We start from the raw sequence: 26,355 nt of genomic DNA, 5'->3' as shown, positions 1-26,355 counted from the left end.
TCCACGATTCTTCACTCGCAGAATACTGCTTCATGCGCGCGGCATGCCTCAGCTACCACGTTCCTCCCCCGCCTGCGGAACCCAGTCGAGCGCCTCGCCTGGAACGCCGTGTTGACCGAGAAAGAGGCTCAGTTGGGCCGCATGCTCCTGCACGTGGCGCAGAGTGTAGAGCTGCAATTCCAGGTAACTGATGAGCTGCCCACCTGACCAGGGATAGGAAACGGCCTGGCTCTCCTGCTCGTCCGAAAGCTGGAGAAGCCGGGTATGGCACTTCTGGCGCGTCGCCACCAGATAGGCGTGCAGCTCCTCCCTGGTATAGGGCCGTTCGGGCAACGCCTCGACGGAATCTAACTCCCCCTGGGCAAATGGGGCCGGGGGAGCAAATTCCTCCTCCGGGACGCCTGACACATGCAGGTCGAAAAAGACAAGCGTATGAAAGGTGACATACCAGAACTCGGCGAACTGCGGCGGGAACCCCGCTGGTGGCGAGGCGCTCCAGAGGCGCTCTCTCCACAGCGAGGCGGGACAGGCCAACAGGGCGTTCTCAAGCATATCGGTGGCCGCGCCCAACTGCCTCCACAGAGCGGTGTAGAACATCGTCTTTATCGGTTGCTCAGCCATAAGCATTCCTCCTTGTTTCTTCTTTTCTTACAGCCTACCACCAAAAGCGGTAAAAGCACGCCCTAATAGCGACGGTCCCGCCCGAAAACGCAACAACAAACGCGAATTGTATAGATTCGAACCTGTAGGTGCGACCCTCTGCGGTCGCTTGCCGCCCCGGCGGCCCCATATCCCAGCGCTGAGGTTCCTCGTGGTATAACCCCTTCCTCCACGCGGTGCCCAAAAGCATCGTCCGTGTTTGGGCACCGCGTGGGCCGAGGTGTCGGCGATAAAGCGACGGAGCGGCGAGGATACCGGGCCACCCTACCGGGGCGGCAATCGGGGACAAGCCCCGAACCGATACGATTCGTTGTTCTTGTTGCGTTTTCGGGCGGGAGCGGCTAAAGCGGGGAAAAGTCCCGCACGTACATGGCGCGTTTTTTTACCTAGGGGTTTTGTTCGCTGGCGATTGTTTTGTGCCAGAGCACGCTGCCTTCCACCAGCGCGTAGATATCGGATGCGTTGAGCCCGCTCATCGAGTCGTTGACGAAGACGACGCCATGTTGCGCGACCGGCGGCTGGAACATGTGTCCGGCCTGCTTCATAGCCTGGACGCTCGCCGGGTATTGCCATTTTGTGTGTCCGTTGCTGATGTCCAGCGCGACGATACCGATCGGCTGATAATACATTCTGGGGTCTTCGGCGCTGATATAGAGCGTATCGCCGTCCAACTGGGGGGCCGCGGCACCGCTAAAGCCGATGCCGGCCAGCGCTTTGCTCCAGCGCACAACGCCCGTTTTCATATTGTATGCCGTTACCGCGCCATTGGTTGCGCCAATGTAGATGACATTATTGGCGATGGCGATATCGGTGACATTGCCCTGGATCGGGCTGGACTGCCAGATCCCGTCGCCGCTGTGGGTGTCGAAGGCCTTAATATAGCTTGTGCTGCCTGGATCAACGGTGAGCCAGTTCTCATTGCTAGAGGCGACGGTGTAGATGACGCCGTTGACGACATGGGGAATACCGAGCGACTCATTGAGCGATTTATACCAGATCTGCTGCTTACTGGCCAGGTTGATCGCGCACATGTCGAACGAGCCAAAGGCGTAGAGGGTATCGTTATCGATGGCGATGCCGACCATATTGGTGTTGAGGACCGGCTTGTAGCGCGAGAGTATCGCGCCGTTGCTGGCGTCGAGCTTATCCACTTCCATGAAGACGACCGAGATATAGATCGCGTTTCCGGCCAGCACGGCGCGGGCCTTGCTGGTGGGATACGGCGAGATCTGTGAGGCGAACGTGCGTTTCCAGACGAGTGCGCCAGTCTCAGCATTGATGGCGTAGATGCTATCCTGCGACTCGGCGTAGACGAGTCCATTATTACCAATGATGGGGCTGCTAGGCAGGCCCAGCGAGTAGTCTGGAATGGGATAGGCCCAGTTGACCTGTCCCGTTTTGCCATTAACGCTCATTACCCCCTGGACCGTGCTCATATAGAGGTCGTGTGTGGGGAGTCGCGCCTGCGTCTTCTGGATCAGGTTGGGCGCGGAAGTGGAATGAGCGTTAAATAACACAGGCATGAGCGCAAGGCTGGCGATGATCAGGAGCGCCACGATTTCCGCGCAGAGCAGGCTCAGCCGCTGCAGGCGCCGCTTGCGCCGCGCCGAAATTGTGTGCTTGCTCGACTCGTGCCACTGCTGTCGTAGCTCTTCCTCCTGCCAGCGCTTCTGCTGGTAGGGTTGGATATCGACGACATTGGATGAAGGGGCGCGGCTTTCCTCGCGCGCTCGGATGGAGAGACGTTCCCAGATGTGCTCTAGCCTGCTCTCGTCCTCACGATAGAGCTGCTGAAGGTCGCGCACCATCTGTGCCTCGGGCACCGGTGAGGGGAACTGTGGATCGTCGCCATGGCTGAGCTGCTCAATCTGCTCATCGATGGCCTTCGGGTTGAAGTGCATATCCTTACGATCCATGGCTAGTCTCCCTCCTGTTTATAGATACTGCGCAAGAGATTCAGCGCACGTGAAAGCAGCACACGCACAACGTTATCACTTGTGTTGACGATTTGAGCGATTTCTTTTGTGCGCAGATCATGACCAAAACGCAGGCGCACGATCTCCTGCTGCAGCTCGGTGAGCTTGACCAGGTGCTCGCGCAAGCGTGTATGGTCTTCGTTACGCAGCGCCATCTGTTCTGGCGAGCAGTATTCGTCCTCGTAGAGGGTATCGAGCGCGTCATCCAGACCCACTGATGGACGACGCGCGACCCGCCGTAGATGATCAACAACCTTGTGATGCGCCACGCGCCGTAGCCAGGCCAGCTGTTCTTCATCGTTCCAGTCTATCCAGACCTGGTTGTCCAGCGCGACAACAAATACCTCTAATACCAGGTCATCGGCATCCTCCTTTGATACGATATAGCGATGCATATAGTGCAATATCGTGTGCGCGTGACGTTGATAGAGGGTTGCAACGGGCGAATCATCGAGCGTTTCTTTGCTCTGTTGTTGATACATCAATGTGTTCCCCCCCATGCGCATTAAGACCTCGCTTCTTGCTCCATAGGTAGTGGCGCGAACAGGAGACGCTTAGCCGCTCCTATCGGCCCCATTATGTGTGTCCTTGCGTCAAACGGATAAAACAGCCAGACGATGGGGAAACGACTGAGACGGGCATGAAATTATGCCTGTTGATGAGTACTACCAACGCGGTACTCGTTCATAACGATATTATTCAGCTCCTCCAGCAGAGATGGCTCGACCTTCTTGTCGAACGTGATCTCTCCATGCTGCAGCATGTTGACACGATCACAGATCTCCAGTACCTGGGCATAGTTGTGCGCAATCATGATGATCGATATATCACCACGCGCGCGCAGCGTACGCAATAGATTGAGTATTTGCGCCCCTTCGCGCGCACCCATCGCGGCCAGCGGCTCGTCCAGCAGGAGAATCCTGGCGTTCGAGTAGACGGCACGCGCGATGGCGATAGCCTGGCGCTGGCCACCGGAGAGCATGGCGATCGGCGTATCGACCGAAGGCAGGTGGATGCCAATGTTGCTAAGGTGCTCGCGTGCCAGCCGGCGCATCTCGCGGTTGTTCAACAGCCAGAACGGCTTCTGGACCAGTTCGCGCCTCAGGAACATATTGTGGTAGACGCTTAACTCGTTGACCAGGGCCAGATCCTGGTAAACGGTCTCGATACCAAACGAGCGCGCCTGCACAACCGAGCGTATTCTGATCGGCTCACCATTGATAAAAATCGTGCCGGCATCCGGCTGTATATAGCCGGTGATAATTTTGATTAATGTCGATTTACCGGCGCCGTTGTCCCCCACCAGCCCCAGGATCTCCCCTTTTTTGACGTGCAGGTTGATATTGCGCAGGGCTTTGACCGGGCCGAAACTCTTGGCGAGGCCCTCGACGCGGATCGCGTCCACGCCCTCGACCGGGGCGGTCTGCTCTTCCATTACTGATTCCCCCCTCTACGCAATATCTGGAGACGGATATTGAGAATCATGGCGATGACGATAACAACGCCCAGGATGATGTCGAAGGTGAAGGCGCTGACACCCACCAGGGTCAGACCATCTTTGAGGATCTGCAGCACCAGCGTGCCCAGGAAGGCCCCAACAATCGTACCGGAACCGCCTTGCAGGGCCGTCCCGCCGATGACGGCTCCCGAGACGGCCTCGAACATGATATTCGCGCCACCCGCCGATGGGTCGATAGAGGTCACACGGAAGGCCAGCAGGATACCGGCGAAACCCGCCAGCAGAGATGCCAGCGTAAAATTGCGCAATTTGATCAGGTTTACATTGATACCGACCTCACCCGCGCCGATCAGGTTACTGCCAACCGCGATGGTGTGCAGGCCCCAGCGGGTCCGTGAGAGCACCAGCTGCATGATCACAATGAATAAGACGGCCCACAAGCTCTCCCAATAAATATTGTTGCCCAGCACGCCGTTCCAGAAGGTCCCGACATCCGGCGTTGTGTTCGGGAAGGCATTAGAGATGGTCAGGGTCAGGCCGTTCAGGTAGAAATAGGCGCCCAGCGTCGCGATGAAGGACGGTACCCTGAAGAAGACCACGACGGCGCCATTGATCAAGCCAATCAAGGCGCTGCCCAGCAAGGCCAGGATAATGCCAACGAAGAGAGGCAGGCCATTGCTATAGGCGATATACATAATAAAAGGGGCCAGTGCGTACGTAAAACCGACCGAGAGGTCAATCTCGCCCATGATCAGGATCATTACCTCACCCACGGCAATGATCGCGGTCTCCGCCGTATATTCCGCCAGCGTCTTGACGTTGCCCAGAGTCAGGAAATTGTCATTGGCGACCTGGAAACAGATCAGCAAGACAACGGCGATCAGAAAGATGCTGGCCTCACGCCTGCGTAAGAAGAAATCAGTAATGGCGCTCAGGGATGACCTCTTATCCGGCGGCGCCACCACTGACTGCTCTTGTGGAGTGGTATCAGCTTTAGCCACTGTATACTCCTTACACTAAATCGATGATCTTGCATTTATAGATGCCGCCCGCCCTAGCGGTAGGGGCTCGGCGCCAATACATTCAACTTAAAAACATGCCAAAAGAGAAAAGAACACAGTACGTGCGGGGCTTGCCCCCGCTTGCTTGCCCCCGCTTGCTTGCCCCCGCTTGCTTGCCCCCGCTTGCTTGCCCCCGCTTGCTTGCCCACTGGTTGCTTTTTCGAACGGGAAGGGCTTAAGCGGGGGCAAGCCCCGCACGTACTCTCGTCATATTTTTTTTCGCATTCTCTAAAGTCGAATGCATTAGGGCAAGCCCCGCACATATGCTATTTGCCGACAACGAGTTCTTTATCCGAGCTGCCCTCGAAGCGTGTCTGTGTCTTCAAGTAGGCCTGCACATTGCTCTTGGTCACAAAGAGCAGGCCTGTGTTGGTTGAGGAAGGCTGTGAGAGGCCACCAGACAATTTATACAGGAAAAGCTGTACAACCGGCAGGAATCCCTGTAAATATGGCTGCTGATCGACCGTGAAGTCCAGGTTCCCCTTGCTGATCTCTGAAAGGGTAATTGGTTGCAGGTCATAGCCACCGCCATGGATGCCCTTGGAGGCCAGTTCGTACTTCTCCATGATCTGACCCACGCTTTGCGTACTGCCGCCATCGACGGCGAACATACCTTTGACATTCTTGTGGCCCAGATAGTAGGCCTCAACGGCCGCCAGTTCGTCATTGACCGCCGCGCCAGTAGCGATCTCAGAAAAGTTGATCGGTTTGCCCGAATTTTTGATCGCGTCATGGATGCCATCGATGCGCGGCTGAATGTTGAGTGAGCCAGGGGTAGCGATAAAGCCAACCACATCGCCGGAAGGAACCAGGCTCAGAATGTGCTGTCCCACCTGCAGGCCAGACTGGTAGAGGTCCTGCCCGATGTAGGCCAGGCGTTTATTGGGACTATTGGTCGGAACATCCGCGTTGTAGCTCAGGACGGGGATGCCAGCGCTCAGGGCCGCTTCAGTCGGTGCGTTGAAGGCGGTCGGGTCGATCAGGGCGACCGCGATACCATCGGCCTTGGCGGAGATGGCCGCGTTCATCGTATCAACCATTTCAGAGACCTTACTGGTCTCCGAACCAACCCATTGGTAAGTGCAGCCCAGCAAGGCGCAGGCGTCCTCGATCCCATAGCGTGTCGGGGTGAAGAACGCGTTGGTCGTGACGTGATTGACAAAGACAAATTTCCATTTAGGATGCGAAGGAAAATTCCCTTCACTACTGCCCGACGCTGAAGGGGTGCTGCTGCTCGCGTTGCTGGCACAGGCCGCCAGGGCGGAGAGTCCGGTGGCACTCAGTGCGGCGCTAGCAAGCATTCTACGTCGACTCATTGTCCAGGGCTGTCGCTGCGCTGAGGAGTCTGTTTCTTGCATCTTCATTGTTACCTTTCGACTCTATTTTTTGATGATGACTCCGATGAGGTCAAATAAATGGTCAACGATCTGATCAGGCAACCTGTGCCGGCAGGCACGAGAATAGCCAGTGCGCTTCTCCCTCTATTAACAGCCAGAGGGCATAGTATCTTTTTGGGAGACACTGGCCTGACTAAAAGAAACAAGTATGTGTGAGCTCCACATACAGTAATTCGCTGCAATGGTTCAGAATGTTAACAAAGATAACGACCAAAGGATGGTGTATGATAAAAATACAGGAATCTGTGCGTGCATTGTATCGATACCGTCCGGATGCCAGAAACTTCTGCCTTTCAGAGTATTGACCATATGACTGCGACGGAAGATCCGAGGAGAGAGAACATGAGCAACTTACCCATCGCCGACTATGCCCTGTTATCAGACTGTCGCTCAGCCGCGCTGGTAAGCCGCGCTGGCTCCATCGATTGGCTATGCTTCCCTCGATTTGATGGGCCATCGGTCTTTGCCCGGCTACTGGACGATCAAGCGGGACATTGGTCCATGGTTACGGTGGGTCCCTCCGAGGTGAGCCGCCGCTACCTGGAGCGGAGCATGGTACTTGAGACGACTTTCCACACCCCAACGGGCAGAGCGGTACTGGTCGATACTATGGCAATCGGGCACCATGAGCGCGGGCACGAACTGGGTGCCAACTCGCCTGGCATGTTGCTACGTGCAATCTCATGCGTGAATGGTAGCGTGGAGGTAGAACTTGAATACGCTCCCCGGTTTGAATATGGCCTTATCTTTCCGCAACTCTGGCCAGTTCGAGGAGGCGTCATGGCCCGTGGTGGAGCGGTTGTCCTGCTGTTATCCTCATTGCTGGATTTACCCATTGAAGGCTCGCTGGTACGTGCTCGTTTCACCCTCCAGGCTGGCCAGCAAGCACGCTTCGCACTGCAGTACCGTGCAAGCTGGGAGAGCGAGTTACAGGCGTGTTCATCAGCGGCGATTAGCAGGTCTATACGCGATACGCTCAGAGGATGGCGGACCTGGTCAGATCTGCACCAGACGTATCAGGGACCATGGCGGGAACTGGTTCACCACAGCGGCCGTGTCTTGCAGGCATTCATGTTCCGTCCCACGGGAGCAATCGTTGCCGCGCCAACCACCTCGTTGCCCGAGTCCATCGGAGGTGAACGCAATTGGGACTACCGCTACACCTGGGTGCGCGACGCCTCACTGACGCTGGAAGCGCTGTGGGTTGCGGCCTGCCCTCATGAAGCGTTTCGCTTCTTCAACTGGATGGCCGGTGCGGTGGCAACACACATGCAGCGCAGTCCAGGACTGCAGATCATGTTCGGAGTCGGAGGCGAGCACGATCTCAGCGAGCGCACGCTCAGCCACCTCTCCGGATGGCGGGGTAGCCAGCCGGTGCGCATTGGCAACGGCGCCTGGAAGCAACGCCAGCTCGACATTTATGGGGAACTTCTCAGCGCGGTACGCCTCCTGCGCGGCGAGCTTGAGAAGATCGACGAGGCCACACGCCAATTTCTGGTCGAGGTCGCTGACGCCGCCGCGGCACAGTGGCGGGAACCAGACCAGGGGATCTGGGAGGTACGAGGAGAACCAAGGCACTTTCTCTACTCAAAACTCATGTGCTGGGTGGCACTCGACTGCGCCATCGCGCTCACGGATCTGCTGAGAGCGCCCGACCGCGTTGATGGATGGACAGCGACACGTGAACAGATCCGGGTCGCAATGCTCGAACATGGTTGGAGCGAGAAAGCCCAGGCGTTTACGCAGGCATTTGGCTCCGATGAGCTGGACGCCTCCACACTCATGATGCCGATTGTGGGGTTCCTGCCCGCCACCGACCAGCGGATGCGGGCAACCATTGATGCGATCGCCGAGCGGCTCACCGATGGGCATGGCCTGGTCTACCGTTACCGGGCGCCTGATGGATTCGCAGATGAGGAAGGGACCTTCCTGCTCTGCACTTTCTGGCTAGCCCACGCACAGGCGCTGGCCGGCGAGGTCGAACAAGCCAGGGCGACCTTTGAACGAGCAATTGCCTTTGCTAATGATGTTGGATTGCTCGCCGAGGAGGTAGACCCGTCAACCGGCGAGTTGCTGGGCAACTTCCCGCAGGCATTCAGTCACATCGGTCTTGTGAATGCCGCCTGGGCCATCTCACAGGCAAGAAAAAGCACGTCCTCTTCTTGTTCCTGGTGAGGCTATTGGGGTAACTCAAGGAGACGAGCCAGGCCCGCACGGTCTTTCTGGTGTAATGAATACAAGAAAAACGATGGGGTTGCGGGCCGTATCCTTTTGATGTTATGTTGCACTAACCTGACCGAAGCATGCATGTGAAAGGATATCCAATACGGCACAAATGAGGCAGCCTTCACACGCTTTTTTGATAATCAGGAAGAGGTTTCGATTTGCCATAGACCACAAGGATATGCCACAAATACTTTATGTGTTGGAGCGTGTCTTCGGGTGACCCCCAGTCTTGCCACTGCTCAGGGTTAGCCACAACCGAAACAGCGGCTAACCCAATAGTTGCGGCATCAAGATAGCCATTTTCTGGCGCGTGATTTTCCAATACGCGCTGAGCAAGGGCTGGCATTTCTGGTCCACGGAAGTCGCTCGGCACCTCTTCTAAGGGAAGCTCAAATCCTTCGTGCCATTCAAGGGGAAAGCCATACTTCTTAGCGGTCACAGCCAATAGTTCGCCGGTGGCCGTGTTCTGGAATGACGGGTCTGCTACAAGTGCATCTATATCATCTGCCATACGAAGATCGCCATGTATTTGTGCCTCAATATAATGATCAAGAGCACGCCCCTGCGACCGGTGAAAGAAACGCTCCCTGGTATTGCCAGCATCAAGTAAGGCACTGACAAACGTTGTCACATCTACTTCCTGGCGCCCCAGCGCATTCCCATGAGTCTTGATTTCTTCCAATAATCCTGCGAGAACCGGCTCAAAGGCGTTTAACAACCCTCTATCCTGAGGATCTGATACGCTATCACCAAAGACAAGTGTGGCACGTCGCAACACGTGTTGCTTTAAGCGGAAATGACAAGAACCAAAGCGAGGGCAGGCCCCATCGCTGTAGTTCATCAGATTTAAGCCCCCATACTTGGGACGTTCCGCCTCAGTGACTCCCGGAGCCTGGTACGCCCCACCGAGCATCGTCTCCTCCCACTTATCTCGGTCTCCACCAGCAAATGCAGTGAGCCCACCATTAGAGATTTTGGTTTCAAACTGGCTGCGGTATATTCCTTCTTCGTAAAGCGCGGCAATCACTGAACGACCCTCTGTAAGTAACCGATCCGGGTGAAAGTTGATCGTAAGGTGTGATACATCACAGATCGCGTTTACGAGGTCAGCGATACTACATCCAATCTCATAGAAAGTGAGTATCTTTTGTATCCTTTCTGTGTCCTGCCTCTTATTCTGAGTCGCTTGCTGATACACAAAATCAAGAGCCATTTGTTGAGCGTTGGTGAGGTTGAAAGCCATCGTGCAAATATCCTCTTCCTGTTCAGTTTGATGTTCTTTTACTTGTTTAAACGAACCATTCATTCATGCGAGTAACGCTTACGAACTGGCCGCTTGTCCGCTTTGGCTCGTAAGCGGTGCTTGAGAGCTAACCTGGGCAGCAAGAGAATTACTGGTCGTGCACCTTTTAGGCACCAACCAGTAATACATTGCATCCTATGTGACATAGATCACTTCAAACATGTGATATGCATCATGGCAGCTCATCCACATTCAGGGTAGACTAAGCACATAAGAGAAAGACGTCGAGACCTCCAAGAGATGAGCGAACGACGTAAGTAGTGAAAAGACAAATTAAAAAAACAAGTAACAGAACAAGAGAAAAAAACACAACAAGAAAGAAAGGGATCCACTCATGAAACTTTTCCGCTCCAACAACAGCAACCGCGAGACCGTCCAGAACACTAACGATGTCGAACTGAACGAGCAAGAGCTGTCCGCTATTTCCGGCGGCTGCGGCGACTATGACTATGACGACTGCGATCATGATGACGACGATTGCGATTATGACTGCGATCGTCACCATCACCACCATCATCATCGCCATCATCACCATCACAGCTTCTAAGCCGGCCATACAACAACCATCGGTAGAGCACACAATCTAAACGAAACAATAAGCCAGATCACCATAATAACAAACAAGCGAACAGAAAGAATACAGAGTGTATGCATCTCAGCGTACAGAAAGGGTATCCAATCATGAAATTCTTCCGCTCTTCCAACAGCAGCCGTGACGAGGTCCAGACCCGCGAAGTTGAGCTCAACGAGCAAGAGTTAAGCGCCGTTTCCGGTGGCAGCGGCGGCGGCGACTATGACTATGACGACTGCGATCATGATGACGACGATTGCGATTATGACTGCGATCGCCACCACCACCACCACCACCATCATCGCCACCATCGCCATCACAACTTCTAAACGATCAATTCCCAATAAGAACCAGAGACAAGTGACATGCTCGGACGGACGGCTGAAAGTGAAAGAATCGCTTAGCTGTAGGGTATCCGTCAGAGCATGTCACTATCTATATACTTCACCATCCCTGATTAGCGGAAAGTAAACTGGTAATAGCTCGTTATCTCCCCGAATCGATATGGCAGTGCTGCTATAATGGTGTCTATGAGAATGTGTCCTATTATCCCTCATCATCATGGGATGCGTGCCGCTCTTGCGCGGACGGGCGCGCAAACGCAGGCGTGAAGAGTACGGTGATCATGATGAGGGAGTAGGACACATTCTGAGGAAGGATTGATACCCAAGGAGGGGAGCGTATGTCGGAACAGCCACAACAAAGCGCGGACCTGTCTCTACCGGAACAGAAGGTGACCGAGGGATACAAGAAGGAAGTGGATCGCTATTATAGCCTTACGATATCGATAACACCTGTCGGATCTATTTTTCTGTGTGAAGAATATGAGTACTTAGCACGAGGCGGCGGCGGAGGGCGCGAATATAAATACACCCTTATTATCCCTGCCACACATGCCGAGCCTTTTTTTGCGCGCCTACAGCAGGAAGCCAATATCGAAGTGAATCTCTCTCCAAGCGGGCGACAGGCAAACCTGGCAGCACTGTTCGCCCAACTCTCCAGCAGCAAAAGCTCGCAACGGCCGCAACCGCTAGCGCGAAACAAAATCTCAACACTTTTAAATCCTGGCTAGAGCAAGACCATATTCCTTATGAGGAAGACACCTGGTCATGGGTCTCCTCCGACGACTAATTCAATTTCCCTGCAGCGATAGATAAAGCGAGCTGGCAAACCACGGAGCTTGCCAGCTCGCTTTATCTATCGCCAGAGTGGTGCGCTTATTTTCCCTCTCACTATCATGGAAATCCATCATACCCACCAAGATCTACATGCTACATTCCTTGTGATATAGATCACCTTAAACATGTGATATGCATCATGGCAGCTCATCCACATTCAGGGTAAGACTAAGCAAACATAAGAGAAAGACGTCGAGACCTCCAAGAGATGAGTGAACGACGTAAGTAGTGAAAAGACAAATTTAAAAAACCAAGCAACAGAACAAGAGAAAAAACACAACAAGAAAGAAAGAAAGGGATCCACTCATGAAACTTTTCCGCTCCAACAACAGCAACCGCGAGACCGTCCAGAACACTAACGATGTCGAACTGAACGACAAGACTGTCCGCTATTTCCGCGGCTGCGGCGACTATGACTATGACGACTGCATCATGATGACGACGATTGCGATTATGACTGCGATCGCCACCACCACCACACCATCATATCATCGCCACCATCGCTCATAATCCGGCCATTCAATACTATCCATAGAGCATACGATCCAAACAGAACCAGCAAGCCAGAACAGCAAGAGTAGCAAGAAACGAACAGAGAAAAATACAGAGTGTACGCATCTCAGCGTACAGAAAGGGTATCCGATCATGAAATTCTTCCGCTCTTCCAACAGCAGCCGTGACGAGGCCCAGAGCCGCGAAGTTTGAGCTCAACGAGCAAGAGTTAAGCGCCGTTTCCGGTGGCAGCGGCGGCGGCGACTATGACTATGACGACTGCGATCATGATGACGACGATTGCGATTATGACTGCGATCGCCATCACCATCATCACCACCATCATCGCCACCATCGCCATCACAGCTGCTAAACGATCAATTCCCAATAAGAACCAGAGACAAGTGACATGCTCGGACGGACGGCTGAAAGTGAAAGAATCGCTTAGCCGTAAGGATATCCATCAGAGCATGTCACTATCTATATGCTTCACAATCATTTATCGGGGTCATAACATTTTTTGTGCACGCTTTTCCCAGCTAAGGCTTGAAAGATTCAAGCAAAAAGTTAAGAAGAGGTGGGATCCAATGTCGACATCGCAAGAAAGCAAAGTCGTCGCATACTATGAAGCAGCGGGAACAGACTATCGGCGCTACTGGTTTTCTCCGGCCAATTTAGCAATGCACTTCGGCTATTATGACTCCACAGTGAAAAGCCACGGAACCTCGCTTTTGAAGATGAACGAGGTCCTGGCAAGTTTTGCTGCGATTTCTCCTGATGATCAAGTGCTGGATGCAGGGTGTGGCTATGGCGGCTCTGCTATCTGGTTGGCGAAAAACAGGGGATGCCAGGTGGTAGGGATTAACCTGGTGCCCGAACAAGTGAGTGCAGCCAGGCGGTTCGCGAAAACGTCAGGAGTCGAGGATCGCGTCAGCTTTGCTGAGATGAATTTCACGGCAACCACTTTTCCAGATGAATCCTTTGATGTCGTCTGGGCATTGGAAAGTTTAGTACACTCAGATAAGAAGGAAGCGTTTTTCCGCGAAGCCTACCGTCTGCTACGTGGTGGTGGTCGCTTGATTATCGCTGACTATACCTTACGAGAATCCCCCGCCCTCTCATCAGACCAGAAAACCACGCTTACGCCCTGGCTGAAGGGCTGGGCTCTGGCTGACTTGCTTGCAACCTCAGAATATATCCAGGCATTACAGGCCAGTGGGTTTCAAAAGGTGGAAACCCGTGATATCACTGAGCAGATCCGACCGAGCGTGAACTGGTTAGGCAAGTTGCACCTGCCAACATGGCCGACAGCTGATATCGTGGCCGCCATAGGCCGAGTAGCGTGCCGGATTGGCCTGTACAATGACATTCGTCTACATGGAATTGAAGCTGGCATCTGTCAGAATCGAGCCTTACGAGCAGGATTATGGAGATACACGCTCCTACGAGTCCAGAAATAAGCTGCCACACTTTCATCATTGCCACTAAGAATGTGTCTTATCCTCATGATCTCCGCAATCTTCACGCCTGAGTTTGAGCGCCTTTGGCGCACAAGAAGTATTCTTGTGTGGTGCGAAAAGTGCGCCTGGCGCACTTTTCGCACCACACAAGAAAAAAAAGCTCGGGCGCGTCAGCGCACGCCCGCACAGGAGCGACATGCTTCCCATGATGATGGAAGTAAGACACATTCAAAGAATATAGCTGCAGTTCTCCCTGATCTAAAGGTTGCTTTTCTAACGCATACGGGTGATACTACTGAGCAAGAAGAAAATGCAAATGGAGAGGGAGGGTTGATGAAAATTTTGCGTCCATCGGTGATGGCGGCGCGCGAGTGGTTCAAGGAGCGCGATCCAGAGGAATGGCGGAGGATTCGAAAACAGGCACTGGAACGGGATGGCTATACATGCGTCTATTGCGCCCTCAGTTGTCGCCGCTTCATGCAGGTAAATCATATTGGGGCCGAAGACGATCATCGCCTGGAGAATCTGGAGACGGTGTGTCCGGCCTGCCATAGCGTGATGCACCTGGGTATCAACACGCTGCAGGGCGTTATCACACTCTTTGAATGCAAACCTGCGCTAACGAATATGGCAGAAATTGTATGTGCCACCCGCTCAATGGTTAATAAAGGCTATGATTGGGACGAGATAGAGGTACACACATATGGCCAGTTTCGGCGCACGGCGGGAAGAATATATGAAAAAGCCGACTCACTCGCCATCGCCAACCAGCTGGTCAGCTCCATCCAGGCACCTGACTTTCGTGCATATCTGCCGGAGGGGCTGGCCGTAGTTTTTCATGAAGAAGGGACATGGAATAACTTTCTTGAGCGCACGTGGAAATGGCAGTGCATCACCGGGAGCCGCTATCGTAAGGAGCCGCGCTCTTAAGCAAAGAAGCTCTCGAGGCGCTGCGCTACGATCTCAGGGGCCTCAAGGGGCAACCAGTGTCCGTTCTCAGGAAAATGCTCAACGTTACTGATGCCAAAGCTTTCAGCATATTCTGGCGTAATAAAAGGATCTTTATCACCCCACAGGACCAGCCCGGGCACGCGTGCCGTCAGTTCATGCAGGCGCTCTTCCCAGCCAACGAAATCTTTGGGATTGATCGAGCGATAGAGTTTGAGCATCATGCGCCGCGTCTGCGCCTTGCTCAGCGAGAGCTCATAGGAAGAGCGCACATAGTCAGGGCTGACCAGCGGCGCGTTCTGCTTCATCATCTTCTCCTGAGCCGACAAACTAAGCGTAGCCATCCCAAGCTCACCCAGCACGGGGGTGCGCAACAGGCGGGCGTTGCCATGCCATTGATAGCGCGAAGAAAAGTTGGAGCCACCCACAATTGCCAGGTGAGCAACTTTCTGGGGATGGGCCGCCGCCCAGGCCAGGCCGTACGTGGCACCAAAGTCCATTACCACCAGGTTAAGTGGGGTGGCAATCGCGTAGCGCTCGATCAGCTGGTCGATAAAGCTGGCCATGTAGTCCAAAGTGGCCTGAAAATCAGCTGGCACCTCCGAGCGGCCAAAGCCCGGCAGGTCCGGCGCGTAACAATGATAGCGACCATCCAGGCGCTCCATCACCCCATTCCACATCTCACCACTATCGGGCGCACCATGCAGAAACAAGGTGGAAGCCCCGGTACCCCGTTCGATCATATGAATAGCAATATCCTTAGCTAATAAGGCCATGATCTTTCTCCTTTATATTTTGACCACATATGACTTCCTATCATATGTCTACAAAGAGTATAATGTTTATGGCAGGGATTTGTCAAGAAGTCATATGACGTGATATCATAGTGCTCAATTAGCGATCGCCACAAAAGCAGAAAAGAGCGAAAAAGATGGATCGACCTGAAGCCTATCCAATCACCTATGGGGTACTGGGGCTCCTCGCTTATTGGGGGCCTCTCTCCGGCTATGATCTGAAGCGCCTGTTTGATCATGTACTCTCATCGATGTGGTCGGCGGCCCACAGCCAGATCTACAATGAGTTGCGACGCATGAAGGAGCTCGGCTGGGTGGAGATGGAGAGGGAGGAACAGGAATCGCGGCCCGACCGCAAGGTGTATTCCATTACGCAGGCCGGGCGGGAGGCGCTGGAGGTCTGGCAACAACAGCCGCCAGCGGTCCTGCAGCTGCGCGATGAGCTGCTATTGAAAATGACCTTTGGTTCATTCGCGCGCCCCGCCGCCATCGCCGAGAATATCCGCGCCGGCATTGCGATGCATGAACAACGCCTGTTGCAATACAGGCAGAACACCCAATATCTTCCAATAAGAGACCAGCCCCGACAGGCCAGCGGGCGGCCCAATCCCTACGCCAGCGATGGCGAAGAGGATCTCTATTTCCGCCTGGTTTCACGCTTTGCCATTGATTTTGAGCAAACCTATCTGAACTGGCTCTATGAGGCCCTGGAGATCGTAGAAAAAGATGATGGTCGATCTTCGCATGAAGAGGCAGATGGAGATCCTTCTTGAGGCAGCCCTAGACTTGGTCTGACCAACCCTCAATAGCGATAGCCTGCAGTTCGGAGCCCTCCGTCCACACCTTGTGGTCGAGATGGGCGGGCCAGAGCAACGCATCACCGGCCTGCACAGCCTGCGTCTCTCCCTGAGGTCCGCCAATACGCACCAAACCTTGACCTTGCAGGACCATGAAGAGGGTCGGGTGAGGGGCGCTATGCTCGTCCAGGGTGGCCTGGGCCTCAAAGTACATCACAACCACATTGGGGGCACCCGTGCTGAATAGCGGTAGGCCATTGACTTTGCGTGCAAAAGCCTCCAGGCGCTCGGCAGGAATATGGCTACCATCCTGTAGCACAGGTACCGCGTAGAGGCCCGCGTGCCCACCCGGCACCTTCGACTTTACATCAGCACTAAAACGTCGTACTTGCATCAAGAATCCTTTCTTAGAACGAGAATAAGACAACAATTCAGGCATAGTGTACAACATTTCCAGCCCTATGCTGATGACAGGCTAGCCAATACATGAACGCAACAATAACAACGAATTGTATAGGTTCGGGGCTTGTCCCCGATTGCCGCCCTCCGCAGAGCCGGCGGCCCAGTATCCCAGCGATGGAGTGTCTCGTGGCATGATCCTTTCCTTCACGGGGTGCCCACACACGGACCATGCGTTTGGGCACCCCGTGGGTCGAGGTATCGGTGACGAGAGACCGAGCGGCGAGGAGACCGGGCCGCCCTACCGGGGCGGCAATCGGGCGCTGAGGCCCGAACCTATGACATCTCTTTTCTTGTTGCCTGGTCGTATGGGAAAGGGAAGGAGGGCTTGTCGTCCGATAGCAATCACCATGTTTGAGCTCAAATTCTTCGTATCTGAACGGTATTGGGACAAGCCCCGAATCTATACAATTCGTTGTTATTGTTGCGCCATGGACCGGGTTGATGATTTACCTATTGACGGTCGCTGTGTCGCGCCAGTGATAGCCGATATTTTTACCGTCCTGGGACAGTTGGACAACCTGCTGGCCGCTCAGTAGCTCTTCGAAGGCTGCATTCAGGGTGCTGAGGGGCAACTTGAGATCTTTAGCCAGCGATTTGGGATTGGCATAAACGGCCTGGGGCAGGTAGCTGTGCAAGAAGTTGCGCAGGGCCTCCGGCTGTGAAAGACGCTCGGCGCTGGCAACGTGCTCGGGATAGTGCTGGCGCACCAGGACGTGATACATGGTATTGCCCTCGTCCGGGAAAATCTTGGCCAGTAGCATCAGAGCCTCCAGTTCCTCGACCGCTTTGAGATAGAGGTTGCGTGAGGCAGTGCCACGTGGAAAACCAGCCTGCTCGCGCAGCTCACTGGTAGCAAGAGGTTCAGTAGCAGCTTCCAGGGCCTCGATGATCTGGTAAGCCGGCGCAGAGAGCTGACCGGTGTGATAGAGCTCATGGGGGCTACGCAGTTCACCGCACAGACGCAACATGGAGGGAAGCAACGACCAGGAGATCCAGGTTGGCCGCCGTCGAATCAAGGCAGAGTAGTAGGCGACCGCCTGGCGGCCCAGCGTCCAACGCCAGGTATAGAGCTCGCCACTGGGTGTATCCCAGCCGGAATCGGTTTTGGCGTTGGGATCACCAACATAGGCTGAAAAGAGATTGGGAAACTCCGGCGAGGCGGGATAAAGGGTGGCGATGCCCATGCGCTCGATAAAGTCCGGTGCCTGCTCGCTGCCTGATAGATGGGCGGCAGGCGTCTGACACCAGTTGTGCAGGCGCTGCTGCTCGTACGTGGCTTCAACCATCATGAAAACTCCTTCTACGCAAAAGATGGACTGCCTGGCAACCAATAAGAATGAGTTTACAGCAGCAATGGTGACAACCTTATGTCACCATTAGTCGATATTTTTTGGTGCAAAACACTGATGGGCCATCAGGGATAACGCTGGGCAATCGCCAGGGCGGCCTGGCGCAACTGGCTTTTCAGGCTGGTGGGAGCCAGCACTTCAGCATCAGGGCCCAGACTGAGCAGGGTGCGAAGCAACCAGGGATATTCAGAGGGCGGGCAGCGAAAGCGGAGCAGGCCTTCCTCGTCCTCCATAGCTTGAATAGCATGACCCAGGTGGGGATCACGCTCCATCATCATCACCCCATAAGCGGTCAGGCGGATGCACACTTCGGGGAGTGAGGGATGTCCGTAGGGAAGCGACGCCGTTGCCGGGGCTGCTGGCGCGGTCGCTGTTGGTGCGGTCGCCGGACTGACACTGATGAAGCGATCCACGCGATAGGTACGCTCCTCCTGCCGCTCGTGTGAATAGGCCTGACAATACCAGAAGCCGCCGGCTGAATAGAGGCGGATCGGGCGCAAAGTCTGCTGCGAGGTACGTTGTCCCGAACGATAGACAACCACTAGCCACTGTCCCGTACGGGCGCTGGCAATCAACTGCTCGATAAACGGCGTAGCATAGTGCCGAGTCGGAATATCAAGTTGAATGGTCCGCAACAGATGCTCGGCCTCATCCGAGTGCTGCTCCGGCATCAACGCAGCTAACTTGGCCAGCAACGACTCGCGCTCCTGCTTGAAGGGTGTATCAGCCAGTTGCGAGACACTACTGAGTGCCAGCCGCAGCAGAAAGGTCTCACTGGCCGTCAGTTGCAAGGGAGATAAGGTGTAATCTGGCATCAGGCTATAGCCACCCAACGGACCAGAGGTTGTTATAATGGGGACCCCCATCTCGCACAAAGACTCGATATCGCGAAATACCGTGCGCCTGGAAACTTCAAAGCGCTGCGCAAGCTCGCGGGCGGTCCGTTGTCCGCCCTGCAACAACATGACGATGGCGGTCAACCGATCAACACGATTCATAGCCTGCAACTCCTTCAGCATAGGTTCTCTTGTTATTTTATCGAGCAGGAAAGGCAAAAGCGGGGACAAGCCCCGCACGTACATATCATATTTATTGCTGCGTCCGAGAGCAAGCTCGGTTGCTATTTATTAGACGTTCAGGGCTTTCCTGCCGGCTTCAATAATCTCGATAATGCGATCCACATCATAGATAGCACCACGCCAGACGCCGCCGCTGGCCGATTGCAGGGCCGCCCACAGCCTGGTATCATCCGGTAGTTGTGGGTCGGGCGCCAGGTCTGGATGGGGCAGGCGCTCTTTGAGCAGGATTGCTCCCTCCCCGGGAGTAAACCTCCTGATCCCATCGCCGATCACATTGAGCTCGCCATGGAGATGCTCGCGATCCAGGATGATCTCGATAATATCGCCATCACGCACTTTTCCAATCGGACCTCCAGTCAGGGCTTCTGGCCCCACCAGGCCGATACAGGCGCCAGTTGAGACGCCAGAGAAGCGGGCATCGGTCACCAACGCCACATGCTTGCCAAAGGACAGATGCTTAAGCGCGGCGGTCAATTGATAGGTCTCCTCCATGCCGGTCCCGGCAGGGCCACGACCCATCAGCACGATAATATCGCCCGCCTGGATTGAGCCATCTTTAATAGCGGTCATCGCCTTACGCTCAGTCGTAAAGACACGAGCCGGGCCAGTGTGCCGGTAGACCCCATCCTCATCAACCACGCTAGGATCAATCGCCGTAGCCTTGATGACAGCACCCTCGGGGGCAATATTGCCGACTGGAAACATAACCGTCGAGGTCACACCACGCGCCCGGGCAGTCTCCGGGTCCATGATCACATCATCTGGATTTACCGCATCGGCCTCCAGCAGGCGCGCGCGCACCTTCTGGCGCCGCTCAGACTGCTCCCACCAGTTGAGCGCATCTTCCAGCGTATGGCCGGTACAGGTCTTGACGCTAGTATCGAGAAGGTCGAGACGGCGCAAGTGGAGCATGACTTCAGGCACCCCGCCGGCCAGGAAGACCCTTACAGTGGGGTGATCCACCGGTCCATTGGGCAACACACTCACCAGGCGCGGCACCAGGCGATTAATCTCCTGCCAATCGGCCACGGTCGGGATGCGCAAGCCAGCGGAATAGGCAATGGCGGGAATATGCAGCAGTAGATTGGTAGAGCCGCCGAAGGCGGCATGTACCACCATCGCATTGCGTACAGAAGCATCGGTCAATATATCTTGCATCCCCCAGCCCAATTGTATCTGGTGCAGCAAAGCGCGCGCCGATTGGGTCGCCAACGCCTCCCAGATCGGCTCGCCCGAAGGAGCCAGGGCCGAATGAGGGATGGCCATACCAAGCGCTTCCGCCACCACCTGCGCCGTGGCGGCCGTGCCCAGGAACTGGCAACCACCGCCGGGAGTAGCACAGGCCCGGCAACCAAGCTGTGCCGCATCCTCAAGCGAGATCTCACCATGCACATAACGCACACCAATCGACTGAATCTTTCCCGCATCCTCTCCATGCTCCGGGGGCAGGGTCACCCCTCCTGGAACCAGGATACCCGGCATCTGGCGCAGTGAGGCCAGGGCCATCATCGTCGCGGGCAGGCCTTTATCGCAGGTCGCCACACCCAGCACAGCCTTGCGCGTGGGTAGCGAACGAATCAGGCGCCGCATCACCATAGAGGCATCGTTACGGTAAGGCAACGAATCGAACATACCAGGCGTACCCTGGGTACGGCCATCACAGGGATCACTCACATAGGCGGCATAAGGGACCGAGCCAGCATGCTTAAACTCAGTCGCCGCGGCGCGCATCAAGCGGCCGACCTCCCAGTGTCCGGTGTGATATCCCAGGGCAATCGGGCTGCCATCCTCGGCCCGAATGCCACCCTGGGTACTCAACATCAAAATATGTTTACCGGCCACTTTCGCAGGCTCCCAGCCCATCCCAACGTTCTGCGACAAACCAAATAGATCGCCACTGGCCCACTCGCGCAACATTTTGGGGGTAAGGGGGAGCTCGCCCTGCGGTCCCCGGGCATGGGTTGGAATTGTATAGAGCTCAGGCTCCTGTGCCTGCAACAATGTTGATAAAACATCAAATTCTTCCATCGTTTTTCGCCTTTGTCTAACCGTTCACGACATAGTTGAATGCCAAAAGTATACATGGTTAAAAAATCATGCGCAATATCATTTGTCGCAACTGCGACAAATGATATTGCGCATGATTTTTTAACGGGGACTCTATGCCTGCGGCGCCCAGAGTTTTTTTATACAGGAAAAATAGGTAGATATACTGATAGACATCTATCGCTGTTTTAATTTATACTTATGATAATACTCTTCCTTTGATGAGAGCAGCACGTGTAGGCGATCCTTGTAGGTTGGTTGGGAATGTAGAGTTGAAATGCTGATACTACAAAGAGAGGAAGATTGGTATGTCTTACCAGCAACATTTTTTGGTTGAGGATGTAACCTGTGAGAAGTGCGATGCGCGCATTCGCAGCGCATTGGAGTCCCTGCCGGGAACCGAACAGGTTGAGTTGACGCGGACCCCACACGATGAAGCCTCGGTGGTGTTGACCACCAGCAAGCCTATTCCTCCAGAGCTGATAGAGACCGCGATTATCGGGCAATCAGTTGGTACAACCCACAATTACCAGGTGCGCTGGGATACCGAGAAGCATGAGCCTGACTCCAATTAGAGGCGCCCATCAGGCAAATACGGCGGGACAAAATCCAGGCATTGCGGTGTCATGGCACGCATTTATATTGCCCTGGCTGCTATTGGCTGCCAGTTGGGGATTACTGGGCATTGCGTTCTTGACGGGACACAATGCCTGGCTGGACCATGATTACCTGATCAGGGCCAGCCATTGGCCCTGGCTGCTGGCCTTGCTGGTCTTTTTGCTGGGCTGGCAGGTTATGCTACTCGCGATGATGATCCCGGCCTTATTCAGCCAGTTGCTCCTGCTTCCACATAACGACAGGCGACCCTACTGGCCCACTCAGGCCCTTTTTATGGCAGGCTATGCCGCGAGCTGGACACTCTTTGCTGGCGCGGCTTTTGTGGGTGATACCCTGCTCCATGGTCTGGTGAATCAGTGGTGGTGGCTCTACCTGCATCCACAATGGATTGCGACACTACTCTTTTCAGTGGCAGGGATCTTCCAATGGAGCCCTGTCAAACGGCTCTGTTTAATGCATACCCGTGACAACAACCAGGAGAGCACAACCACAAGCTGGCGGCAAGGATACCGCTATGGCCTGTGGTGTGTGGGCAGTAACTGGGCCTTAATGCTGCTCATGGTGGGCATTGGTATGCGTAATCTGTTGATGATGGCTGGCCTGGCACTGCTCATGTGGCTGGAGCGCGAATTCTCTGTGGGTAACCGGCTCCGCTTCCTGACCGGAGGTGCGTGCATGCTGTGCGCGTTGCTCACGCTCCTGGCCCCAACCCTCTAGAGTTCATAGGAAGCGTGCCGCCCCTTTACGGGTGGGCACTCTGTCCATATGCTTTCACACCTGCGGTGCTCAAATTTGTTTTTATAATGTAGTGTAGAAAATGCACTGTGTGCATTTTCTACACTACATTATAAAAAGGCTCGGGCACGCTAGCGCACGTCCGCACAAGGGCGGCACGCTTCTAATAAGGCAGGTACCTACTCTTCATCAGCGAGGTCAGGTTGAGGAGAGATCGCGATACCAAACCAGTATTTATTGAGAGTCTCAACCACATCTAGCAATTGTTTCATATTCATAGGTTTTAGTAGATAGCTATTTGCCCCCAGGCGAAAACTCACCTCAATATCCTTCTGGTTCTCCGAGGAGGTCCAGATAATTACCGGGATCATGCGCAGATCGGGATGACTCTTCACTTCCTGCAAAACATCGTTGCCATCCATCGAAATCAAATTTAAATCCAACAGGATCAAAGCGGGGCGCGGAGAGGTCCCTTCGCGTGCAAACTCTTCACGGTGATAGAGATAGTCCAGTGCCTCATCGCCATCGATGCAACGCACAATAGGAATAGATAACGACAATTTCTTCATCGCCCACAGCACAACTTCAAAATCGTCATCATTATCCTCCACAAATAAAAGAGGACTTTCGGCTACTGTAACCATCACTGTTATCCTTTGGTACACATCCCCCCTGAAAGAAAATGTGCTAATCACGTGCAAGAGGGAGCGTGAACCAAAATGTTGATCCCTGACCTGGCTCGCTCTCGATTCCCACCTGCCCAGCATGTTGCTGGATAATATTCTGACAAATATAGAGACCCAGGCCTAAACCACCGGCCCCGCTATGAACATGCCGGCCGGGCGTCTGATAAAAACGCTCCCAGATGCGGCGCTGCTCCTCTTTCGTCAATCCTGGTCCTTGATCCCGGACAGCAATATAAGCCTGTTGCTCTTGCACCTCCAGGGTTACCTGGATCGGCGCATCAGCAGAAGAATATTTGATAGCATTCGTTAGATAATTGGTTAATACCTGACCCACACGATCGATATCCACGACGACCGGAACCATATCGTCCTGCGGCAAGAGTATATCTATAGTACGCGTGTGGGCGAGGGAAAGTTGATCAGCTACGACTCTTTGTACTAAGTCTATTAAGTTACAAAACTGAATTTTGAGTTCTAATTTATGTTCTAAGATGCGCGAAACATCCAATAAATCATTCACCAGCCGAGTCTCGACGGAGACCTGGCGCTCGGCCCGCTCAACCAGATTCTGAATGCGGGCCGCAACATCGGCGACAACGGTCATATCTCCCTCGAGGCGTTTAAGCTGGCGCCGAATAAGCTGCAGGCTGGCCTTCATAGTGGCCAGAGGATTGCGCAACTCATGATTGGTCATGCCCAGAAAGGCGTCCATCTGCTGTCGAGCCTGCTCACTGGCTAACTCGGCGGCCTGTGCCTCGGCATGTTGATCGATTAAGCGCTCGCGTTCAACCATCAGCGAGGCCAGCTTGCCGATGGCGGCGATAAAACTAAACTCTTCCTGGCGTGAAAATCGATGCCTGGCAGTACCATAGTTAAGGGAGAGAAATCCCACTAACTGGTTATGTAAACGGATCGGCGCCCCAGCACCTGCTCGATACCAAAGGTAGGCGCGACTTTTGAGGGAGCCTGCGCCAGATTGAACAGCACAGGTTCACCACGCTGCAATCTTACCAGGTCAGGCGCATTAACATAATCGGATAAACGAATAGTCGGTACTATATCCCAGAATTGCTCCCGTAGCTCTGGAGGCAGGCCCACACCCGCGATAGGCTGTATCAACCCCGTTTCAGGGTCAAGGTCGACCATACTCGCCATCTGACAACCGAGCAGGTCACAGGTCAGGTGCAATATCTCCTGGGCGGTTTCGCGCCTGGAAGTATGCGATGGACGCGCATCTGATAACGGCAGGTGCACCAGCGCCTCAGCCATAGACAACAGGGTCTCCAGTGCCTTGGTGGTACGCCACTGCTGAGTGCGGCGCGCCGTCACATCGCGACACACCAGCACAGCACCGATCAAATCCCCCATCGCATCATATATAGGGGCCCCACTCACACTGACCGCGAGTTGACGATCAGCCAGGGTCATAATCCAGACATCTTCGGCAGTGGTTCCCTGCAGCGTCTCCCCCCGTAAAATACGATATAGGGGCACCTGATCCAGGGCCAGAGAACCACCTTGCACATTCTTTATATGCATGGCCTGAGCACGCTCCTCCAGTGACAGGAGGGTGTATTCAGAACATCGATCAAAACCCAACAGTTCGCGGGCCGCATTATTATACTGTTTTAACCGGCCTTCATGATCATAAATAATCACCGCATCCGCAATCGACTCAAAGGTAACAGACAGGCGCTGCTCCATCTGAAAGCGCAACAACTCCGCCTGCTTACGCTCAGTAATATCGCGCACAATGCCATAGACACGAAGCTCAGAGCCACGCGGATCATCACAGATCGCATGGCAGGTATCTTGCAGCCAGCGCACACCACCGCTCTTCGTCAGCACGCGCCACACACGCGTATCCCGCTGCCCCTGGCGCATCGCCTCAATACGAGGCTGAAGCATCCACCGATCATCGGGATGTTGTAAATATTCCCAGCCGCGCTGATCAAACTCTTCAGGCTCAAAGCCAGTAATCGTCGTAAAAGCTTCAGTAGTCCACTCGCGCCGAATCGAGTCATCGGGCAGCAAGCGATACATATAGGCGTAATCTGATGTAAGCTGTAAAAGAACCTGGCCCCGCTCCTCGCGCTCACGTACACGCTGCAACTCAGCCTCAAGTTGTTGCATACGCTCCCTGAGGTATTTATTCTCCTGCTCCTGATCTGTCACGTGCTCCATCCAGAAAGGCCCATCCTTATTAATTCAAACAAAACCGTCATTATCCTCTACTACCCGAAGCCACAACCGGCTCCCTAATGCGCTCAAGTATGCACAATAACCTTGCAGCGCGCCCCGGCAATTCGCACCATGCACTCTATTATATCAGATGCTGAGTTTGGCCAATGCGGGGCAAAGCTAATTCTACTAGCCAAACTGGCCATCAGACACGTTTTATTCAGCGGCCATCAGGTCGGCGGGCCATTCCAGCACGTCAGCGCACACATGCACCTGAATTTGATGGTAATTTCAACGCTGTCAATGATCGTCACCACAGGCCTCGCCAGCAGCCCCAGCGCCATCACCATCAGCGCCACCATCATAGCTAAAGCCCGCTGACAACAGTGTTCATGAGTAACATTCGCCGTCCAGAAACGTGCCCATGTATGGATGGACATTTGCCATACTTGAACCGTTCTCGCTGGACCAGAAAGGGGAACTACAATGAAACTGTTTCATTATGACACTGCTGATCAGTCAAACGAGTGCATTGAACTAAACGACCAGGACCTGGCACAAGTATCCGGTGGTCATGACACTGGATATGGAGACGACGAGCGCGATAGAGACAAATGCTATTATGATAAAAAACGGCACCGCCGTTATTGTTATGACCGTCATGGTCATAGGTACGAGCCACATCATTAATCACGGCAGTCACCATTAGGGCCAGATGTCCATTCTAAATTCACAACATCACAACTACCGCTTGAATGCTTCCCCAGACTCAGTGTCTGTGGGGAGTATTCATTTTTGCATAACAGCAAGAAAACAGGGCTTTTTCATGTTCGTCCAAAAATCACAAGCAAGCACTACGATGCCCATTCTTTCAGGT

Annotated in this window: 28 protein-coding genes; 12 read left to right on the top strand and 16 right to left on the bottom strand. The window is 54.3% G+C overall.

The window, feature by feature from the left end:
• Positions 1–48: 48 nt before the first annotated feature.
• The 6 genes from EL645_RS23095 to EL645_RS23070 all read right to left on the bottom strand — a co-directional run bounded on the left by EL645_RS23095 (position 49) and on the right by EL645_RS23070 (position 6,520).
• Positions 49–621, bottom strand: coding sequence for a DinB family protein (locus EL645_RS23095; RefSeq protein WP_126552677.1), 573 nt, complete (start codon positions 619–621; stop codon positions 49–51).
• A gap of 425 nt (positions 622–1,046) precedes the next feature.
• Complete coding sequence (locus tag EL645_RS23090; RefSeq protein WP_126552676.1) at positions 1,047–2,576, bottom strand: PQQ-binding-like beta-propeller repeat protein; 1,530 nt, start codon at positions 2,574–2,576, stop codon at positions 1,047–1,049.
• A gap of 2 nt (positions 2,577–2,578) precedes the next feature.
• Positions 2,579–3,118 (bottom strand): RNA polymerase sigma factor, encoded by a 540-nt coding sequence (locus tag EL645_RS23085; RefSeq protein WP_126554328.1) that lies wholly within the window; start codon positions 3,116–3,118, stop codon positions 2,579–2,581.
• A 164-nt stretch (positions 3,119–3,282) separates the two neighbouring features.
• Positions 3,283–4,071 carry an ATP-binding cassette domain-containing protein gene (locus EL645_RS23080; RefSeq protein ID WP_126552675.1) on the bottom strand — a complete coding sequence of 263 codons (789 nt, stop codon included), beginning with the start codon at positions 4,069–4,071 and terminating at the stop codon, positions 3,283–3,285.
• Positions 4,071–5,096, bottom strand: a complete 1,026-nt coding sequence (locus EL645_RS23075) for an ABC transporter permease (RefSeq protein WP_218031979.1) — start codon at positions 5,094–5,096, stop codon at positions 4,071–4,073. The genes EL645_RS23080 and EL645_RS23075 overlap by 1 nt, the downstream gene beginning before the upstream one ends.
• A gap of 326 nt (positions 5,097–5,422) precedes the next feature.
• Complete coding sequence (locus EL645_RS23070) at positions 5,423–6,520, bottom strand: sugar ABC transporter substrate-binding protein (RefSeq protein ID WP_371865697.1); 1,098 nt, start codon at positions 6,518–6,520, stop codon at positions 5,423–5,425.
• A gap of 375 nt (positions 6,521–6,895) precedes the next feature.
• Between EL645_RS23070 and EL645_RS23065 the strand changes: the two genes are divergently transcribed.
• On the top strand, positions 6,896–8,728 hold the full coding sequence (locus EL645_RS23065) for a glycoside hydrolase family 15 protein (RefSeq protein WP_126552674.1): 1,833 nt from the start codon (positions 6,896–6,898) through the stop codon (positions 8,726–8,728).
• A 172-nt stretch (positions 8,729–8,900) separates the two neighbouring features.
• Here EL645_RS23065 and EL645_RS23060 read toward each other — a convergent pair whose 3' ends face one another.
• A complete protein-coding gene (locus tag EL645_RS23060) occupies positions 8,901–10,022 on the bottom strand; it encodes a DUF3626 domain-containing protein (protein WP_161977614.1) in 1,122 nt (373 codons plus the stop codon).
• A 509-nt stretch (positions 10,023–10,531) separates the two neighbouring features.
• On the opposite strand from EL645_RS23060, the gene EL645_RS39490 reads away from it, so the two are divergent.
• From EL645_RS39490 to EL645_RS23040, 4 genes are all read left to right on the top strand, one after another.
• Positions 10,532–10,669: a hypothetical protein gene (locus tag EL645_RS39490; protein ID WP_161977613.1), complete on the top strand. Its 138-nt coding sequence runs from the start codon at positions 10,532–10,534 to the stop codon at positions 10,667–10,669.
• A gap of 94 nt (positions 10,670–10,763) precedes the next feature.
• A complete protein-coding gene (locus tag EL645_RS23050) occupies positions 10,764–10,982 on the top strand; it encodes a hypothetical protein (RefSeq protein WP_136625271.1) in 219 nt (72 codons plus the stop codon).
• A gap of 353 nt (positions 10,983–11,335) precedes the next feature.
• Entirely contained in the window at positions 11,336–11,725 is a 390-nt protein-coding gene (locus EL645_RS23045; RefSeq protein ID WP_126552670.1) for a hypothetical protein, read from the top strand.
• 412 nt (positions 11,726–12,137) lie between these two features.
• Positions 12,138–12,341 carry a hypothetical protein gene (locus EL645_RS23040; protein ID WP_126552669.1) on the top strand — a complete coding sequence of 68 codons (204 nt, stop codon included), beginning with the start codon at positions 12,138–12,140 and terminating at the stop codon, positions 12,339–12,341.
• A gap of 211 nt (positions 12,342–12,552) precedes the next feature.
• On the opposite strand, the gene EL645_RS44455 is transcribed toward EL645_RS23040, so the two are convergent.
• Positions 12,553–12,684 carry a hypothetical protein gene (locus tag EL645_RS44455; RefSeq protein WP_281276355.1) on the bottom strand — a complete coding sequence of 44 codons (132 nt, stop codon included), beginning with the start codon at positions 12,682–12,684 and terminating at the stop codon, positions 12,553–12,555.
• A gap of 226 nt (positions 12,685–12,910) precedes the next feature.
• On the opposite strand from EL645_RS44455, the gene EL645_RS23035 reads away from it, so the two are divergent.
• Together EL645_RS23035 and EL645_RS23030 are read left to right on the top strand one after the other, a co-directional pair.
• Positions 12,911–13,783 carry a methyltransferase domain-containing protein gene (locus EL645_RS23035; RefSeq protein ID WP_161977612.1) on the top strand — a complete coding sequence of 291 codons (873 nt, stop codon included), beginning with the start codon at positions 12,911–12,913 and terminating at the stop codon, positions 13,781–13,783.
• Positions 13,784–14,116: 333 nt separating this feature from the next.
• A complete protein-coding gene (locus EL645_RS23030) occupies positions 14,117–14,713 on the top strand; it encodes an HNH endonuclease (protein WP_126552667.1) in 597 nt (198 codons plus the stop codon).
• Here EL645_RS23030 and EL645_RS23025 read toward each other — a convergent pair.
• Positions 14,710–15,507: an alpha/beta fold hydrolase gene (locus EL645_RS23025; protein ID WP_126552666.1), complete on the bottom strand. Its 798-nt coding sequence runs from the start codon at positions 15,505–15,507 to the stop codon at positions 14,710–14,712. The two genes, EL645_RS23030 and EL645_RS23025, sit on opposite strands and share 4 nt — an antisense overlap.
• A gap of 155 nt (positions 15,508–15,662) precedes the next feature.
• Between EL645_RS23025 and EL645_RS23020 the strand changes: the two genes are divergently transcribed.
• Positions 15,663–16,298: a PadR family transcriptional regulator gene (locus tag EL645_RS23020; protein ID WP_126552665.1), complete on the top strand. Its 636-nt coding sequence runs from the start codon at positions 15,663–15,665 to the stop codon at positions 16,296–16,298.
• Between the two features lie 7 nt (positions 16,299–16,305).
• Here EL645_RS23020 and EL645_RS23015 read toward each other — a convergent pair whose 3' ends face one another.
• The 4 genes from EL645_RS23015 to EL645_RS23000 form a co-directional block, all read right to left on the bottom strand.
• Entirely contained in the window at positions 16,306–16,716 is a 411-nt protein-coding gene (locus tag EL645_RS23015) for a cupin domain-containing protein (RefSeq protein ID WP_126552664.1), read from the bottom strand.
• Positions 16,717–17,230: 514 nt separating this feature from the next.
• Positions 17,231–18,073 carry an AlkZ-related protein gene (locus tag EL645_RS23010; protein WP_126552663.1) on the bottom strand — a complete coding sequence of 281 codons (843 nt, stop codon included), beginning with the start codon at positions 18,071–18,073 and terminating at the stop codon, positions 17,231–17,233.
• 125 nt (positions 18,074–18,198) lie between these two features.
• On the bottom strand, positions 18,199–19,131 hold the full coding sequence (locus EL645_RS23005) for a helix-turn-helix transcriptional regulator (RefSeq protein WP_161977611.1): 933 nt from the start codon (positions 19,129–19,131) through the stop codon (positions 18,199–18,201).
• A gap of 129 nt (positions 19,132–19,260) precedes the next feature.
• Positions 19,261–21,240 (bottom strand): YjhG/YagF family D-xylonate dehydratase, encoded by a 1,980-nt coding sequence (locus EL645_RS23000; RefSeq protein ID WP_126552661.1) that lies wholly within the window; start codon positions 21,238–21,240, stop codon positions 19,261–19,263.
• Between the two features lie 326 nt (positions 21,241–21,566).
• Here EL645_RS23000 and EL645_RS22995 point away from each other — a divergent pair, with 326 nt between their 5' ends.
• Entirely contained in the window at positions 21,567–21,833 is a 267-nt protein-coding gene (locus EL645_RS22995; RefSeq protein ID WP_126552660.1) for a heavy-metal-associated domain-containing protein, read from the top strand.
• Positions 21,814–22,593 (top strand): DUF2182 domain-containing protein, encoded by a 780-nt coding sequence (locus EL645_RS22990; RefSeq protein ID WP_126552659.1) that lies wholly within the window; start codon positions 21,814–21,816, stop codon positions 22,591–22,593. Before EL645_RS22995 ends, EL645_RS22990 begins: the two co-directional genes overlap by 20 nt.
• A gap of 197 nt (positions 22,594–22,790) precedes the next feature.
• Here the strand turns inward: EL645_RS22990 and EL645_RS22985 are convergent, their stop codons facing one another.
• Genes EL645_RS22985 through EL645_RS22975 form a run of 3 tightly spaced genes read right to left on the bottom strand, consistent with a single transcriptional unit; the run spans position 22,791 to position 25,481 of the window.
• A complete protein-coding gene (locus EL645_RS22985; RefSeq protein WP_161977610.1) occupies positions 22,791–23,255 on the bottom strand; it encodes a response regulator in 465 nt (154 codons plus the stop codon).
• A gap of 43 nt (positions 23,256–23,298) precedes the next feature.
• Entirely contained in the window at positions 23,299–24,189 is an 891-nt protein-coding gene (locus EL645_RS22980) for a sensor histidine kinase (RefSeq protein ID WP_126552657.1), read from the bottom strand.
• Complete coding sequence (locus EL645_RS22975) at positions 24,189–25,481, bottom strand: PAS domain-containing protein (RefSeq protein ID WP_126552656.1); 1,293 nt, start codon at positions 25,479–25,481, stop codon at positions 24,189–24,191. Before EL645_RS22975 ends, EL645_RS22980 begins: the two co-directional genes overlap by 1 nt.
• A 164-nt stretch (positions 25,482–25,645) precedes the next feature.
• On the opposite strand from EL645_RS22975, the gene EL645_RS22970 reads away from it, so the two are divergent.
• Both EL645_RS22970 and EL645_RS22965 read left to right on the top strand, forming a co-directional pair.
• Positions 25,646–25,849 (top strand): hypothetical protein, encoded by a 204-nt coding sequence (locus tag EL645_RS22970; RefSeq protein ID WP_161977609.1) that lies wholly within the window; start codon positions 25,646–25,648, stop codon positions 25,847–25,849.
• Positions 25,850–25,964: 115 nt separating this feature from the next.
• Entirely contained in the window at positions 25,965–26,168 is a 204-nt protein-coding gene (locus EL645_RS22965; RefSeq protein ID WP_126552654.1) for a hypothetical protein, read from the top strand.
• Positions 26,169–26,355: the final 187 nt, after the last annotated feature.

Origin of the sequence: Dictyobacter kobayashii (genome assembly GCF_003967555.1) — a bacterium.
In the GTDB taxonomy this organism is placed as follows: domain Bacteria; phylum Chloroflexota; class Ktedonobacteria; order Ktedonobacterales; family Ktedonobacteraceae; genus Dictyobacter; species Dictyobacter kobayashii.
This window is presented reverse-complemented; position numbering and strand designations above follow the sequence as displayed.

Coding starts and splice junctions, on each gene's coding strand:
- EL645_RS23095 (WP_126552677.1), bottom strand. CDS start 621: ATGGCTGAGCAACCGATAAAGACGATGTTCTACACCGCTCTGTGGAGG.
- EL645_RS23090 (WP_126552676.1), bottom strand. CDS start 2,576: ATGGATCGTAAGGATATGCACTTCAACCCGAAGGCCATCGATGAGCAG.
- EL645_RS23085 (WP_126554328.1), bottom strand. CDS start 3,118: ATGTATCAACAACAGAGCAAAGAAACGCTCGATGATTCGCCCGTTGCA.
- EL645_RS23080 (WP_126552675.1), bottom strand. CDS start 4,071: ATGGAAGAGCAGACCGCCCCGGTCGAGGGCGTGGACGCGATCCGCGTC.
- EL645_RS23070 (WP_371865697.1), bottom strand. CDS start 6,520: ATGAAGATGCAAGAAACAGACTCCTCAGCGCAGCGACAGCCCTGGACA.
- EL645_RS23065 (WP_126552674.1), top strand. CDS start 6,896: ATGAGCAACTTACCCATCGCCGACTATGCCCTGTTATCAGACTGTCGC.
- EL645_RS23060 (WP_161977614.1), bottom strand. CDS start 10,022: ATGGCTTTCAACCTCACCAACGCTCAACAAATGGCTCTTGATTTTGTG.
- EL645_RS39490 (WP_161977613.1), top strand. CDS start 10,532: ATGACGACTGCGATCATGATGACGACGATTGCGATTATGACTGCGATC.
- EL645_RS23050 (WP_136625271.1), top strand. CDS start 10,764: ATGAAATTCTTCCGCTCTTCCAACAGCAGCCGTGACGAGGTCCAGACC.
- EL645_RS23045 (WP_126552670.1), top strand. CDS start 11,336: ATGTCGGAACAGCCACAACAAAGCGCGGACCTGTCTCTACCGGAACAG.
- EL645_RS23040 (WP_126552669.1), top strand. CDS start 12,138: ATGAAACTTTTCCGCTCCAACAACAGCAACCGCGAGACCGTCCAGAAC.
- EL645_RS44455 (WP_281276355.1), bottom strand. CDS start 12,684: ATGGCGATGGTGGCGATGATGGTGGTGATGATGGTGATGGCGATCGCA.
- EL645_RS23035 (WP_161977612.1), top strand. CDS start 12,911: ATGTCGACATCGCAAGAAAGCAAAGTCGTCGCATACTATGAAGCAGCG.
- EL645_RS23030 (WP_126552667.1), top strand. CDS start 14,117: ATGAAAATTTTGCGTCCATCGGTGATGGCGGCGCGCGAGTGGTTCAAG.
- EL645_RS23025 (WP_126552666.1), bottom strand. CDS start 15,507: ATGGCCTTATTAGCTAAGGATATTGCTATTCATATGATCGAACGGGGT.
- EL645_RS23020 (WP_126552665.1), top strand. CDS start 15,663: ATGGATCGACCTGAAGCCTATCCAATCACCTATGGGGTACTGGGGCTC.
- EL645_RS23015 (WP_126552664.1), bottom strand. CDS start 16,716: ATGCAAGTACGACGTTTTAGTGCTGATGTAAAGTCGAAGGTGCCGGGT.
- EL645_RS23010 (WP_126552663.1), bottom strand. CDS start 18,073: ATGATGGTTGAAGCCACGTACGAGCAGCAGCGCCTGCACAACTGGTGT.
- EL645_RS23005 (WP_161977611.1), bottom strand. CDS start 19,131: ATGAATCGTGTTGATCGGTTGACCGCCATCGTCATGTTGTTGCAGGGC.
- EL645_RS23000 (WP_126552661.1), bottom strand. CDS start 21,240: ATGGAAGAATTTGATGTTTTATCAACATTGTTGCAGGCACAGGAGCCT.
- EL645_RS22995 (WP_126552660.1), top strand. CDS start 21,567: ATGTCTTACCAGCAACATTTTTTGGTTGAGGATGTAACCTGTGAGAAG.
- EL645_RS22990 (WP_126552659.1), top strand. CDS start 21,814: ATGAGCCTGACTCCAATTAGAGGCGCCCATCAGGCAAATACGGCGGGA.
- EL645_RS22985 (WP_161977610.1), bottom strand. CDS start 23,255: ATGGTTACAGTAGCCGAAAGTCCTCTTTTATTTGTGGAGGATAATGAT.
- EL645_RS22975 (WP_126552656.1), bottom strand. CDS start 25,481: ATGGAGCACGTGACAGATCAGGAGCAGGAGAATAAATACCTCAGGGAG.
- EL645_RS22970 (WP_161977609.1), top strand. CDS start 25,646: ATGCGGGGCAAAGCTAATTCTACTAGCCAAACTGGCCATCAGACACGT.
- EL645_RS22965 (WP_126552654.1), top strand. CDS start 25,965: ATGAAACTGTTTCATTATGACACTGCTGATCAGTCAAACGAGTGCATT.